This window comes from Streptomyces sp. NPDC037126 (assembly GCF_055605965.1).
Genome location: NZ_JBVJTD010000009.1, coordinates 51,607 through 64,177, shown reverse-complemented (window position 1 = coordinate 64,177; position 12,571 = coordinate 51,607). Strand labels below are relative to the sequence as shown.

The window sequence follows — 12,571 nt, the reverse complement described above, 5'->3', positions numbered from 1 at the left end:
CCCCGGGTCGCGCTCACCCGGCCTCCGCGAGGATCTCGGCGATCACATGCCGGGAGTTCTCCGCGAGGGCCGGGTTGGTGTCCCAGTAGTACGGCAGCTGGATCAGCGAGACGGACAGCGCCCAGCCCCGCCCCCGCGCCCACTGCGCGTCGTCCGCGCCGACGGCCTCGCGGAAGGCGTCCCGGGCGGTCGCGGGCAGCAGGTTCCAGGCCACGATCAGGTCCACGGCCGGATCGCCCACCCCCGCGCACCCGAAGTCGATGACCGCGCTCAGCCGGCCCCCGTCGACCAGCACGTTCCCCGGGGACAGATCGCCGTGCGCCCACACGGGAGGCCCGGTGTGCCCCGGCGCGCGGAGGGCCTCCTCCCACACGGCGGTGACCGCGTCCGTGCCGACCCTCCCGGCCAGCTCGGCGACGGCCCTGCGTGTGGGCTCGTCCCGGTCCGCCAGCGGGCCGCCCCGGTACCCGGAAGGACCGTCCTGCGCGGGGACGCGGCGCAGCGCGCGCACGAACGCCGCCAGCTCCCCGGCCAGCCGCTCCGGCTCCGCCACGGCGCCCGCCACCGGATTTTCCCCCTCCAGCCAGCGGTAGACGGACCAGGGCCACGGCCAGCCCTCGTCCGGCCCGCCCACTCCCACCGGTTCCGGCACGGCCACCGGCAGCAGCGGCCCGAGCCGGGGCAGCCAGCGCTGCTCGTGGACCAGGTCCGGTACGGCGCCCGGCCGCCGGGGCAGCCGGGCCACCAGTCCGGCGCCCACCCGGAACATGGCGTTCTCGGTGCCGGAGGAGGCGAGCGGGCGCACCGGAAGCGCCGCCCACTCGGGGAACCGGCGGGCGATCAGGCGCTGGACCAGCGGGACGTCGGGGCGGACCTCGTCCGCGTGCATTCTCTGCGTGTTCACGGCACTCATCGGGGTCATCCCAGTGCCTCGACGCCCTCGCTGTCGACGGGTTTTCGGCGCGGCTCAGACCCGGTCGGCGACGATCAGCAGGTACTGGAAGCTGCCGTTGCGGTAGGCGGTCAGGAACGTGTCCTCGATGCCGGTGACCAGGTGGTCGGCCTCCCTGCGCAGGTCCCAGTACGGGATCGTGGCCTCGGTCAGGTCCTCGACGTGCACCGGCACCAGACGGTTGCGGGCCATCGCCCGGAAGTACTCCGAGCGCGGGTGGATGTCGCAGATGTAGTGCGCGTTGATCAAGGACACCTCGCGTGAGGCCTGCCCGTAGGTGTCGTTGTAGCAGCCGGTGACCACCGCGTAGCGTCCGCCGCGGCGCAGCAGCCGGGCGTGCTCGGCGAAGAGCAGGTCCAGTTCCACGTACATGGTGGACTCGTTGTTCCAGGACGCCGCGTACCCGCCGGTCTCGAAGCCGGTGTCGAGCATGTTGCGGTGGTGGTAGCGCACCTTGTCGTCGATGCCCCGCGCGCGGGCCTGCTCGTTCGCGAACTCCGCCTGCTTCGCCGAGATGGTGACACCGTCGGCGTGGCAGCCGTAGCGCAGGTTCGCCACCACGCTGCCGCCGCCCCGGCCGCAGCCGGCGTCGAACACGCGGTCGGTGGGGGAGAGGGGCCCGAGGTGCGAGGCGAGCAGCTCGGCCTGGGAGTGCTCCAGGCGGTGCAGTTCGGCGGTGATCCGCTCCCGGCGCCGGTCCGGATCGGGCTCGTCGAGCACCGTCCGGTCGGCCGCTCCGATGCCGTAGTGGTGGTGGTACAGGTCGTCGAGCCTGCCGAGTTCGAGGTTGACCGGGTTCTCCTCGGCGTTCCAGTAGTCCGCGACGCGGCTCTGGTAGGTGGACTGGGCCGGGACCGGCAGGGACGTCTTACGGGCGACGGGCGCGGTGGTCAAGTAAGGCTCCTCGTGGTGCATGTGACCGTGTTCCGAGAGTTGCGGTTACCAGTAGTCGGGCAGGTGGTAGCGGTGGGTGTTGGTGGCGTGCCACTCGTGGTTGCCGGACACCCAGGCGGCGAGCCCTTGGGCGTAGCGCTCCACGAGAGGCGAGCCGGCGGACAGCACGGCGGACTCCTCCTCGAAGGCCGTCATGATCCGGTTGTGGATCTCGACGGACTTCAGATAGGCGGCCTTCAGCCCGCACCGCTCGTTCGCGGCGACCACCTGCGGCAGATTGAGGTGGGTCGGGTCGCCGGCCAGTTCCTTGGTGAAGGAGTACAGGTCGTTGACGATCGTCGTCGCGTTGCAGGCGAGCGCGGTGATCCGCTGGATCTCGGGCCGGGCGTAGACCTGCTCGGGCAGTTCGTAGCCGTCCACCGCGTCCACGATCGACAGGCAGGGGCGGAAGTTGTTGAACTGCCGCATCACCAGGTACTCCCATACCCGGGGTACGTACCGGGTCTCGGCCCAGGCGGCCTCGGCCAGGTACCCCAGGTGCAGCCGGGCGATGTCGTGCACGAACCGGTCCGTCTGGCTGGGCGTGGCGAGGCCCGAGAAGTCCCGCAGGGCGAAGTGGTACGACCGCAGCGGGCCGTCCGCCTGTACGCCCTGGCGCCAGTCCTCCTCCAGCTCGGGGACGCCGTGGTACGGATCGAGCGCCGACTGGGCCATGACCAGCCGCCCGCCGAGCCCCCTGCGTGCTCCTCCGCGCCCCTCGTCCTCCTCGCAGTAGCAGCTGTCGACGATGTTCTCGGCGAGCAGCAGCTCGCCGGCGGCGGTGAGCCGCTCCAGGTCGGCGGCGCCCGGATGCTGCAGGACGACGGCCCGGCCGAACTGGAAGCCGGTGAAGTCCCCGCGCCAGGCCGCCGGGAACAGGTCGTTGTCACGGGCCCAGGCCTCCAGCCTGCGGTCGACCTCGCGCACCTTCTCCGGGTCGGCGGGCACCGCGGGCCGGTACAGCAGTCCCGGGATCGCCCCGGTGCGCCGGGTCCGCAGACTCCGGGCGAGGTTGGGGGGTCCGGGCATCGAGAAGGCGGTGGTGGAAGTGGTCATGGGGTGCTCCAGGCCGTCATTCGGGGAGCCGGCCGATCTGGACGTTCTCCAGGATCCCGGCCGCGTCCGGCACGAGAATGGCCAGCGAGTAGTAGGCGGTCACGAGGTAGTTGACGATCGCGGCGGAGTCGATGCCCATGAACCGGACGTTCAGGCCCGGCTGGTACTCCTCCGGGATTCCGGTCTGGTACAGGCCGACGACTCCCTGGTCGGCCTCCCCGGTGCGCAGCGCGATGATGCTGCTGGTGTGGTCGTCGTTGACCGGGATCTTGCCGCAGGGGTAGATCGGCACACCGCGCCACGCGGGTACCTCGTGGCCGTCGACGCTCGCGGTCCCGGGGACCAGCCCGCGCCGGTTGCACTGCCGGAAGAACGCCGCGATCGCCTTCGGATGGGCGAGGAACACCTTCGTCTTGCGGCGCATCGACAGCAGCTCGTCCATGTCGTCCGGCGTGGGCGGCCCGGTGAAGGTGCTGATCCGCTGGCCGTAGTCGACGTTGTGCAGCAGCCCGAACTCCCGGTTGTTGACCAGCTCCCACTCCTGGCGCTCGCGGATCTCCTCCACGGTCAGCCGCAACTGCTGGGCGGTCTGGTCCATGGGGTGGTTGTAGAGATCGGCGACCCGGGTGTGGACCCGCAGCACGGTCTGGGTGAGGGACAACTCGTACTCGCGGGGCGCGAGTTCGTAGTCCACGAAGCCGCCGGGCAGCGTCGGCTCGCCCACGTGGCCGGCCCGCACCGGCACCTCGGCCTCGCCCTTGCGGTTCATCGGCCTGCGCTGCCGCTCGACGTAGGCCCGCAGATGCGCGCCGAGGGAGGGCGCCCGCTCGGTGACCTCCTCGACGACGGCCCAGGGCAACGCCAGCACCACCCCCGGGGTCTCGGCCCGCACCGACGTCAGCCACAGCGGGTCGGACTGGCCGACCGCCTCGTCGCCCATCTGGTCGCCGTCGGTGACGATCCCGATGATCTCCTCGTCGCCGTACTTGCCGGCGGTGAAGCGGGTGAACCGGCCGTGCACGACCAGGTACGCCTCCGTCACGGGCTGTCCGGCCTCGAACAGCACCTGCCCGGCGCGGACCTCCCGGGACTGGAAGCGGCCCGCGATCTCGCGCAGCACCTCCGTGTCCGGGTAGCCGCGCAGGATCGGCAGCTCCGTCAGCGTCTCCGGGATGACCCGGATGTCGTCGGCGCCGTTGTGCTCGAAGTGCACCCGGCCGCGTCCGGTGCGCAGCTGGAGCCTGCGGTTGACCCGGTAGGCGCCGCCCTTGACGTCCACCCACGGCAGGGTCTTCAGCAGCCACCGGGAGGTGATGGCCTGCATCTGCGGTTCGGACTTGGTGGTCGTGGCGAGCTGGCGTGCCGCCCGGGTGCTGAGGCTGGTGAGCTGCCCGTCGGCCTCGGGGCCGGGGGCGGGTTCGCCGACGGCGGAAGCGGTCGCGCTGTCCGGTGTGGACACATTCCCTCCAGCGGAGCGGTGAACGAACGGTGGTGAGCGGATCGGTCAGTGGTGAACGTGATGGCGGTGCGCCGTGATCCACCCAAACAGTCCTGGTGGGGGCGCCGGTACGGCGCGAACGGGGCGGATCAGCGCCCCGGGATTCGTAAACCCGCCGTCGGGGGCGGAACTCGCCCGCTGCGCGCTCCTGCGCCGGTTGATCGCTCCTGTGAGCCGTGTGACCGGCGTCAGGGCTCGTCGGCGACCAGCACGGCCGCACCGTCGAAGCGGCCCGCCTTCAGATCCCGCAGGGCTCTGGGCGCCTGCGCCAGGGGGTAGGCGTGGGTGGTCGCCCGTACCCCGTAGCGGGCGGCCGCGTCGAGGAACTCCCGCCCGTCCGCACGGGTGTTGGCGGTGACGCTGCGCAGCTCCTTCTCGTAGAACAGCTCGGTCTCGTAGTGCAGCGGGGGTATGTCGCTGAGGTGGATGCCCGCCAGCGCCAGCACCCCGCCGCGGTCCAGGGCGCGCAGCGCCACCGGGACCAGCGCGCCGACCGGCGCGAACAGGATCGCGGCGTCGAGCGGCTCCGGCGGTGGCTGGTGCAGGTCGCGGGCGGAGGCCGCGCCCAGCCCCAGGGCGAGCTGCCGGGAGGCCGCGTCCCGGGTGACCACGTGCACGGTGGCCCCCTCCGCGAGCGCCACCTGCGCGCACAGGTGCGCGCTGCCCCCGAACCCGTAGAGCCCGAGCCGCCCGCCCGGCGGCAGCTCCGTCCGCCGCAGCGCGCGGAAGCCGATGATCCCGGCGCACAGCAGCGGCGCCGCCCCCACGTCGTCCAGGGCGCCGGGCAGCCGGTAGGCGTACCCGGCCGGTACGGTCGTGTACTCGGCGTAGCCGCCGTCTGCGTCCCAGCCGGTGTACTCCGAGCGTGGGCACAGGTTCTCGGCGCCGCGCGCGCAGTACGCGCAGACCTCGTCGGTCCGGCGCAGCCAGGCCACGCCCACCCGGTCGCCCACCGCGTAGTCACCGACCCCCGAGCCGGTCCTGGCCACCGTGCCGACGACCTCGTGCCCCGGGGCCACCCCGGCCCGGTGCACCGGCAGGTCACCCTCGGTGACGTGCAGATCGGTCCGGCACACGCCGCAGGCCTCCACCCGTACCAGCAGCTCGTCCGCGCCGGGCAGCGGCACCGGCCACTCCACGAGCCGCAGCGGGTCGTCCTCGACGGGCCCGGGCCGCACCACCGACCACGCCCGCATCGTCGACGCCGTCATCGCGTCCGCCCTTCCGAGGCAGGGGTCCCCACCCCCAGTGTCCGGCAGCACGCCCGTTCGGCGCGCGGGGCGACGGAGGGGTGGCTAGCGTGAGCAATCGGGGGACGGCACGACACCAGGAGGGCCGCGAGCATGGCCGTGCAACCCGAAGGAACACCCTGTTGGGCCGATGCGATGTTCAGCGACGTCGAGGGCGCCAAGAAGTTCTACGGCGACGTCCTCGGCTGGACCTTCGGCGACTCTTCGTCGGAGTACGGCAACTACACGCAGGCCTATGTGGACGGCAAGGCGGTGGCCGCGGTCGTCCCGCCCATGCCCGGCCAGGAGGGGCAGTCGCAGTGGTGCCTGTACTTCGCCTCCACCGACGCCGCGGCCACCGCGGAGAAGGTCCGGGAGAACGGCGGCGAGGTGCTGATGGAGCCGATGCAGGTCGGCGACTTCGGCACGATGTGCCTGGCCCGCGAGCCCAGCGGTGCCGTGTTCGGGGTGTGGCAGGCGGGCACCCACGAGGGCTTCGAGGAGACGGCGACGCCGGGCGCCTACTGCTGGGCCGAGGTCTTCACCCGCGAGCCCGAGAAGGCGGACGCCTTCCTCTGCGCCGTCTTCCCGTACCGGACGAAGGACATCGTGGACGACGCGGTGGACTTCCGGATGTTCGACGTCGCCGAGGAGACCGTCCTCGGCCGGATGCGGATGACCGACGACTTCCCGCCCGACGTGCCCTCGTACATCAACGTCTACTTCACGGTCGACGACTGCGACGAGGCCGTGTCCCGGGCCACCAAGCTCGGCGGCATCCTGCGCTTCGGGCCGATGAGCAGCCCCTTCGGCCGGTTCGCGGCGCTCAGCGACCCGCAGGGCGCGAACTTCTCGGTGATCGACATCATGACCACCGAGGGCGAGATGCCGCAGATCAAGGACGTCTGACCGCCCGGTCCCGGGCACCCCCCGCCGCCGTGGGATGATCGTGCGCATGCGTGAACGAGTGGTGGCCGCGTGCGACGGGGCTTCGAAGGGGAACCCCGGACCGGCCGGATGGGCGTGGGTGGTCTCGGACGACGACGAGCGGACCCCCGCCCGCTGGGAGGCCGGCCCGCTCGGCCGGGCCACCAACAACGTCGCCGAACTGACGGCGCTGGAGCGGCTGCTGACCGCCGTCGCCGCCGACGTGCCGCTGGAGATCCGCATGGACTCCCAGTACGCGATGAAGGCCGTCACCACCTGGCTGCCGGGCTGGAAGCGCAACGGCTGGAAGACGTCCGCGGGCAAGCCGGTCGCCAACCAGGAGCTGGTGGTCCGCATCGACGCGCTCCTCGACGGCCGGTCCGTGGAGTTCCGCTACGTGCCCGCCCACCAGGTCGACGGCGACCCGCTGAACGACTTCGCCGACCGCGCGGCCAGCCAGGCGGCCACGGTGCAGGAGGAGGCCGGCAGCGCGCTCGGCTCGCCGGAGCCGCCGGCGTCGCCCGACACCCCCAAGGCGTCCGCCCCGCGCAAGAAGGCGCCCCGCCGCACCGGCGGCGGAGCGTCCTCCCGCACCATCAAGGCGAAGTTCCCCGGCCGCTGCCCGTGCGGCCGCTCCTACGCGGCGGGCGAGTCCATCGCCAAGAACGCGCAGGGCTGGGGCCACCCGGAGTGCCGTACCGCCGACGCCTGATCAGGCGTCGAACGTGTAGTACTTCGTGTGGTCCAGCAGATCCGACGGGCGCACGTCGTTCCACGGCTTCATCGTCTCGTCCAGGTCGACCACGTCCGGTGTGCCGCCCGTCGGCACGTACCCCGCGCCCGGGTGCCGGCCCTGCCACTCGGCCCACAGCTTGTCGACGAAGGCGTGGTGCAGCCAGAACACCGGGTCGTTGGGGGAGACCCCGGTGCCCATCTGGCCGCCGACCCAGACGTGCACCCGGTTGTGCAGGTTGACCCCGCGCCAGCCCTCCAGGTTGTTGCGGAAGCCATCCGAGGCGCTGTTGTACGGCGCCATGTCGTACGTCGGCATGGACAGCACCGACTCCACCTCCGCGCGCGTGGGCAGCTCGCGCACCCCCGTGCCGAGCGAGCGGCGCAGGAACGTGCGGCCGTCCACCCGCACCGTGAGCGGCCAGTTGCCGGCGGACGCGGCGAACGGGCCGTCCGTGACCCGGCCGTCCGAGGCGCGCCCGGTGCCACCGAGGAAGTCCGGCGCCCACAGCGAGGCACGCACCGTGCGGTCGGTGCTCCAGTCCCAGTAGGGCAGCGCGACCGAGGAGTCCACGGACTGCAGCGCCTGCTCGAAGTCGAGCAGGAATCTGCGGTGCCAGGGCAGGAACGACGGGGAGCGGTGCCCGGTCCGCTCGCCGGTGTCCGTGTCGGACATGATGAACATGTTGTGGGTGCGGACGAACTCGTCGTAGCGCCCGTTGCGCTTGAGTTCGAGGACGGCGGCGACGAACCGCCGCTTCTCGTCGGCGGTCAGGGCGGCCTGGTTCTTGCGTACGGTCATGTGCGCGGTACTCCGGGGGTGCTTGCGGGGGGCGGTCAGTTGGCGGGGAACGGCAGCAGCGGAGCACCCTGCAACTCGTCCACCGCGGCACGGGCGGCGGCGCGCGGGGTGGGCACCGGGTCGTAGTGGCTGACGACGCTGATCCAGCTGCCGTCGGCGTTCCGCATCACGTGCAGCTGCACCCCGTCCACGAACACCGCGTAGCCGCCGCCGTGTTCGTGGTGGTGACCGCCTCCCATGGAGGGACGGCCCTGTATCCGGCGGCCCTTGTAGACCTCGTCGAAGGTGTCGCCGTCCATGGGGTGTTCGTGGCCGGCGGCCGAGGCGCCGGGTGCGACGAGGGTGGCGGCGGAGGCCGTCGCGGCGAGCGCGGCCGCCGTGGTGAGCGCGCGGCGGCGGGTGATGTCGGGCATGCGGGTCCTTGGGTCGGGGTGTTCTGGTGGTGACGACGCATGCCTATCGGGCCGCCGGAGGACAGGAGAAATCACCCGGATCCGGTTGGCTACGATCCGGACAATTGACTACATGTCGTACAGGGTTGAACGAAAACGATCTTGCTGTGACGGTGGTGCGCTCGACCCCGGAACGGGGAATTCCTTGCCGGGCGGCGCGGCTTTCCGGTGATCCTTCGCGGCCGCCGCGCGTCCGGGTGGCGCGGCTCACCGCGGCAAACTGGCGCGATCGGGGTGCCGCCCGCCCTGCTACCCTGCGTTGTCGATCGACCACGTCAGGTGACTGTCAGGGGTGTGTGCGTGAAGGTCGTCTGTGCCGGAGGCGGGCCCGCGGGCCTGTACCTCGCCATCCTGCTCAAGCTGCAGAACCCGTCCCACAACATCACCGTCCACGAGCGCAACCCCGAGGGCTCCACCTACGGATGGGGGGTGACGTACTGGCGCGGCCTCCTCGACCGGCTCCAGGCGTACGACCCCGTCACCGCGCGGGCCGTCGAGGAGAACTCCGTGCGCTGGAACGAGGGGGTTGCCCGGGTCGGTGAGCTGACGACCCGTCACAGTGGCGACGAGGGCTTCGGGATCGGCCGCCAGCGGCTGCTCGACCTGCTCGCCGGCCGGGCCCGCGGCCTCGGTGTGCGCCTGGAGTTCGAGAGCGAGATCACCGAACCACCCGCCGACGCGGACCTCGTGGTGGCGGCCGACGGCGTGCACAGCGCCCTGCGCACCCGTCACGCCGCGCACTTCGGCACCGAGACCGGCTCCGGCCGCAACCACTTCGTCTGGCTCGGCACCACCAAGGTCTTCGACGCGTTCACCTTCGCCTTCACCGAGACCGAGCACGGCTGGATCTGGGCCTACGGCTACGGCTACAGCGCCGAGCACAGCACCTGCGTCGTCGAGTGCTCCCCCGAGACCCTCACCGGCCTCGGGCTGGACCGCGCGGACCAGGGCGAGAGCCTCGCCCTGCTGGAGAAGCTCTTCGCCGGCGTCCTCGACGGCCACCCCCTGACCGGGCGCCCCGGAGCGACCTGGGGGACCTTCCGCACCCTCACCAACCGCACCTGGCACCACGGCAACGTGGTCCTGCTCGGCGACGCGGCCCACACCACCCACTACTCCATCGGCGCCGGCACCACCCTCGCGCTGGAGGACGCCATGTGCCTGGCCGGCGCCCTGCGCGAGCACCCCGGCCTGCCCCGGGCCCTGGACGCCTACCAGGCCCGGCGCCAGGGCGAACTGCTCTCCGCCCAGAGCGCTGCCCGCCACAGCGCCCAGTGGTACGAGAACCTGCCCCGCTACATCCACCTGCCCCCGCACCGCATGTTCGCCCTGCTCGGCCAGCGCCACTCGCCGCTGCTGCCGTACGTCCCGCCGCAGCTGTACTACGGCCTCGACAAGGCGGCCGGGCAGCTGGAGGTGCTGCGCCGGCTCAAGCGGTGGCTCGGCCCCCGCGCGGCCCGCGCCCTCCAGCAGGCGCGCTCCGCGTCCGACCGGCGCTAGGGCCTGTCTGACCGTTCCCGCCCGCGCGCGACGCCATGCCCGCACGCTCGGCGTACCGGCCCCGGACCCGCGTACGTCCGGTACGAGGGCCTGGGGCCGGTACGCCGAGAGCACGCACCTGACGCCGAGTGGCCGCCCTTCGGGCGACGACGCGCATGGTCAGACAGGACCTGGGCGCCCTCCCCCCACACCGCACGCCTGTTTCGAAGGAGTCCCGCCCATGGCCGTACCCGTCACCTTCGACCACGCCTCGACCGGCTACAGCCTGCAGCGCGCCTACTGGCTGGCCCGCGCGGCCGAACTGGCCTACAAGGACCGTGCCGCCATCGAGAAGCAGGCCGCCCGGTGGGGCTTCGACCAGGTCCGCCACCACGAGACCCGGTTCACCCCGCCCTTCCCGCTGCAGGACACCCAGGCCTGCACCCTGGCGAGCGACCGGATGATCGTCACGGCGTTCCGCGGCACCGAGCCCGGCCAGATCAAGGACTGGCTCTCCGACGCCACCACCCCGCCCGCGCCGGGCCCGGGCGGCAACGGCTATGTGCACCACGGCTTCGCCGAGGCCCTGGAGTCGGTCTACCCGGCCGTCTCCGGCGCCCTCGCCGAGCTGCGTACCGACGGGCAGAGCGTCTACTTCACCGGCCACAGCCTCGGCGGCGCCCTCGCCATGCTGGCCGGTGCCCGCCTGTACCTGGAGGCCCCGCACCTGGCCGCGGACGGCGTCTACACCTTCGGTCAGCCGCGCACCTGCGACCGGCTGCTCGCGGAGGCGTTCCACCAGGGCTTCGGCGGCCGCATGTACCGCTTCGTCAACAACAACGACGTCGTCCCCCAGTTGCCGCCCGAGCCCGCCTTCACCCATGTGCGGGCGCTGCGCTACATCGACTCCCAGGGCAGGCTGCACGAGAGCATGCCGATGTTCTCGGCCCTCGCCGACCGGGCCAGGGGGCTGACCGCCGACGCCTTCGCGCCCGCCTCCGACGGCATCCGCGACCACTTCATGAGCAACTACCTGACGGCGCTGGAGAGGAACCTGGGCTGAGCGTTCCCCCGGAAGGGGCGGACGGCGTCGGCGAATGACCATTCACTCGATAGGGTGAATGGTCATTCACCTCGCCCGCACCTCGTCCGCGGGAGCACCCGTGGACCGCCCCGTCCCGATACCCCGGCCGCCGGCCGGCCCGCTCCGGCTGGGGGAGCGGCCCACCATTCCCGTCCTGGCGTTCGGCGGCATCCTCATGGCGGTCATGCAGGCCGTGGTCGTCCCCCTGCTGCCGGACCTGCCCCGGCTCACCGGCGCCTCGGCGGCCACCGTGTCCTGGACGGTCACCGCCACCCTCCTCTCCGGCGCTGTCCTCACCCCGGTGCTCGGCCGAGCGGGGGACATGTACGGCAAACGCCGGGTGCTCACGGCCGCGCTGGCCCTGATGACCGTCGGCTCCGTGCTGTGCGCGCTGACCTCCGACATCGGCGTGCTCATCGCCGCCCGCGCCCTGCAGGCGCCGCCGCGTCCGTCGTCCCGCTGTCCATCAGCATCCTGCGCGACGAACTCCCGCCGCAGCGCCGGGGCTCCGCCGTGGCGCTGATGAGCTCCACCGTCGGCATCGGCGCCGCCCTCGGCCTGCCGCTCACCGCGCTGGTCGTGCAGTACGCCGACTGGCACACGATGTTCTGGCTGACCAGTGCCCTCGGCGCCCTCGGCGTCGCGGCGACCTGGTGGGCGGTCAGGGAGTCACCGGTGCGCGAGCCCAGCCGGCCCGACGTGCCCGGCGCGCTCGCGGCCTGCGCGGCCGGCCTGACCATCCCGGGCGACGCCTCCCCCGACGGCACCCGGCGCGTCCGCGGGGCCACCCGGGACGCGTGCGACGAGGCGATGGAGGGAGCATGAAGGGCGTGAGCACACCGCCCGGTGACCGTACGACCGCCCCCGCACGCCGCGACGCCACGGCCACCAAGGACGCCATCCTCAAGGCCGCCCGGTATCTCCTGGCCCGGCACGCGCACGCCGACATCACGCTGAAGGCCGTCGCCGACCGGGCCGGGGTGAGCCCCCCGCTGATCCTCAAGTACTTCGGCAACAAGGACGCCATGTTCGCCCGGGTGATGTCCTTCGACACCGACGCGGACGACCTGCTGGACGCGCCCCTGGCCGACCTGGGCCGGCACATGGCCCGACACGTCCTGGCCGGCCAGGACGAGCGGGGCGCCGACCCGCTGCAGCGCATCGCCTTCGCCCCGCTGCAGGGCGATCACGGCGACACCCTCCGCGCCAACTTCCGCGCCCAGGTGACCGAACGCCTCGCCGCCCGGCTCACCGGTCCCGACCCGGGCCTGCGTGCCGAGCTGGCCGTCGCCGCCCTCGCCGCCATCGTCGGCCTCGGCGTGATGTACGGCATCGCCCGCGGCCCGCATCTGCGCGCGGCCGGTATCGACGCCGTCGTGGACCGCTACGGGCCCGTCGTCCAGACGCAGTTGACCCCCGGCCGCTGA

12 protein-coding genes and 1 pseudogene are annotated in these 12,571 nt (G+C 72.6%); 6 read left to right on the top strand and 7 right to left on the bottom strand.

Going from position 1 to position 12,571, the window contains the following annotated elements; genetic code table 11:
- Positions 1 to 13: 13 nt before the first annotated feature.
- The 5 genes from ACZ7FF_RS20870 to ACZ7FF_RS20850 form a co-directional block, all read right to left on the bottom strand.
- The gene (locus ACZ7FF_RS20870) at positions 14 to 913 is read right to left on the bottom strand and encodes an aminoglycoside phosphotransferase family protein (RefSeq protein WP_470813726.1); all 900 of its coding nucleotides are present in this window, start codon (positions 911 to 913) and stop codon (positions 14 to 16) included.
- Positions 914 to 967: 54 nt separating this feature from the next.
- On the bottom strand, positions 968 to 1,846 hold the full coding sequence (locus ACZ7FF_RS20865) for a geranyl diphosphate 2-C-methyltransferase (RefSeq protein WP_470813725.1): 879 nt from the start codon (positions 1,844 to 1,846) through the stop codon (positions 968 to 970).
- Positions 1,847 to 1,891: 45 nt separating this feature from the next.
- Positions 1,892 to 2,941, bottom strand: a complete 1,050-nt coding sequence (locus ACZ7FF_RS20860; RefSeq protein ID WP_470813724.1) for a family 2 encapsulin nanocompartment cargo protein terpene cyclase — start codon at positions 2,939 to 2,941, stop codon at positions 1,892 to 1,894.
- 16 nt (positions 2,942 to 2,957) lie between these two features.
- Positions 2,958 to 4,400 (bottom strand): family 2B encapsulin nanocompartment shell protein, encoded by a 1,443-nt coding sequence (locus tag ACZ7FF_RS20855; protein WP_470813723.1) that lies wholly within the window; start codon positions 4,398 to 4,400, stop codon positions 2,958 to 2,960.
- A gap of 227 nt (positions 4,401 to 4,627) precedes the next feature.
- Positions 4,628 to 5,635: a zinc-binding alcohol dehydrogenase family protein gene (locus ACZ7FF_RS20850; protein ID WP_470813955.1), complete on the bottom strand. Its 1,008-nt coding sequence runs from the start codon at positions 5,633 to 5,635 to the stop codon at positions 4,628 to 4,630.
- Positions 5,636 to 5,782: 147 nt separating this feature from the next.
- On the opposite strand from ACZ7FF_RS20850, the gene ACZ7FF_RS20845 reads away from it, so the two are divergent.
- Positions 5,783 to 6,577, top strand: a complete 795-nt coding sequence (locus tag ACZ7FF_RS20845; protein WP_470813722.1) for a VOC family protein — start codon at positions 5,783 to 5,785, stop codon at positions 6,575 to 6,577.
- 34 nt (positions 6,578 to 6,611) lie between these two features.
- Positions 6,612 to 7,307 carry a ribonuclease H family protein gene (locus ACZ7FF_RS20840; protein ID WP_470813721.1) on the top strand — a complete coding sequence of 232 codons (696 nt, stop codon included), beginning with the start codon at positions 6,612 to 6,614 and terminating at the stop codon, positions 7,305 to 7,307.
- Here ACZ7FF_RS20840 and melC2 read toward each other — a convergent pair whose 3' ends face one another.
- The gene (gene melC2 / locus ACZ7FF_RS20835) at positions 7,308 to 8,129 is read right to left on the bottom strand and encodes a tyrosinase MelC2 (RefSeq protein WP_470813720.1); all 822 of its coding nucleotides are present in this window, start codon (positions 8,127 to 8,129) and stop codon (positions 7,308 to 7,310) included.
- 35 nt (positions 8,130 to 8,164) lie between these two features.
- Positions 8,165 to 8,542: an apotyrosinase chaperone MelC1 gene (gene melC1, locus ACZ7FF_RS20830; RefSeq protein WP_470813719.1), complete on the bottom strand. Its 378-nt coding sequence runs from the start codon at positions 8,540 to 8,542 to the stop codon at positions 8,165 to 8,167.
- A 339-nt stretch (positions 8,543 to 8,881) separates the two neighbouring features.
- Between melC1 and ACZ7FF_RS20825 the strand changes: the two genes are divergently transcribed.
- The 4 genes and pseudogenes from ACZ7FF_RS20825 (at position 8,882) to ACZ7FF_RS20810 (ending at position 12,571) form a co-directional block, all read left to right on the top strand.
- A complete protein-coding gene (locus tag ACZ7FF_RS20825) occupies positions 8,882 to 10,081 on the top strand; it encodes an FAD-dependent monooxygenase (protein ID WP_470813718.1) in 1,200 nt (399 codons plus the stop codon).
- 220 nt (positions 10,082 to 10,301) lie between these two features.
- Positions 10,302 to 11,123: a lipase family protein gene (locus tag ACZ7FF_RS20820; RefSeq protein ID WP_470813717.1), complete on the top strand. Its 822-nt coding sequence runs from the start codon at positions 10,302 to 10,304 to the stop codon at positions 11,121 to 11,123.
- 58 nt (positions 11,124 to 11,181) lie between these two features.
- A pseudogene (locus tag ACZ7FF_RS20815) lies at positions 11,182 to 11,879 on the top strand (MFS transporter); the annotation flags it as partial.
- An 86-nt stretch (positions 11,880 to 11,965) separates the two neighbouring features.
- The gene (locus ACZ7FF_RS20810) at positions 11,966 to 12,571 is read left to right on the top strand and encodes a TetR/AcrR family transcriptional regulator (RefSeq protein WP_470813716.1); all 606 of its coding nucleotides are present in this window, start codon (positions 11,966 to 11,968) and stop codon (positions 12,569 to 12,571) included.

Coding starts and splice junctions, on each gene's coding strand:
- ACZ7FF_RS20870 (WP_470813726.1), bottom strand. CDS start 913: ATGAGTGCCGTGAACACGCAGAGAATGCACGCGGACGAGGTCCGCCCC.
- ACZ7FF_RS20860 (WP_470813724.1), bottom strand. CDS start 2,941: ATGACCACTTCCACCACCGCCTTCTCGATGCCCGGACCCCCCAACCTC.
- ACZ7FF_RS20850 (WP_470813955.1), bottom strand. CDS start 5,635: ATGCGGGCGTGGTCGGTGGTGCGGCCCGGGCCCGTCGAGGACGACCCG.
- ACZ7FF_RS20845 (WP_470813722.1), top strand. CDS start 5,783: ATGGCCGTGCAACCCGAAGGAACACCCTGTTGGGCCGATGCGATGTTC.
- ACZ7FF_RS20840 (WP_470813721.1), top strand. CDS start 6,612: ATGATCGTGCGCATGCGTGAACGAGTGGTGGCCGCGTGCGACGGGGCT.
- melC2 (WP_470813720.1), bottom strand. CDS start 8,129: ATGACCGTACGCAAGAACCAGGCCGCCCTGACCGCCGACGAGAAGCGG.
- melC1 (WP_470813719.1), bottom strand. CDS start 8,542: ATGCCCGACATCACCCGCCGCCGCGCGCTCACCACGGCGGCCGCGCTC.
- ACZ7FF_RS20820 (WP_470813717.1), top strand. CDS start 10,302: ATGGCCGTACCCGTCACCTTCGACCACGCCTCGACCGGCTACAGCCTG.
- ACZ7FF_RS20810 (WP_470813716.1), top strand. CDS start 11,966: ATGAAGGGCGTGAGCACACCGCCCGGTGACCGTACGACCGCCCCCGCA.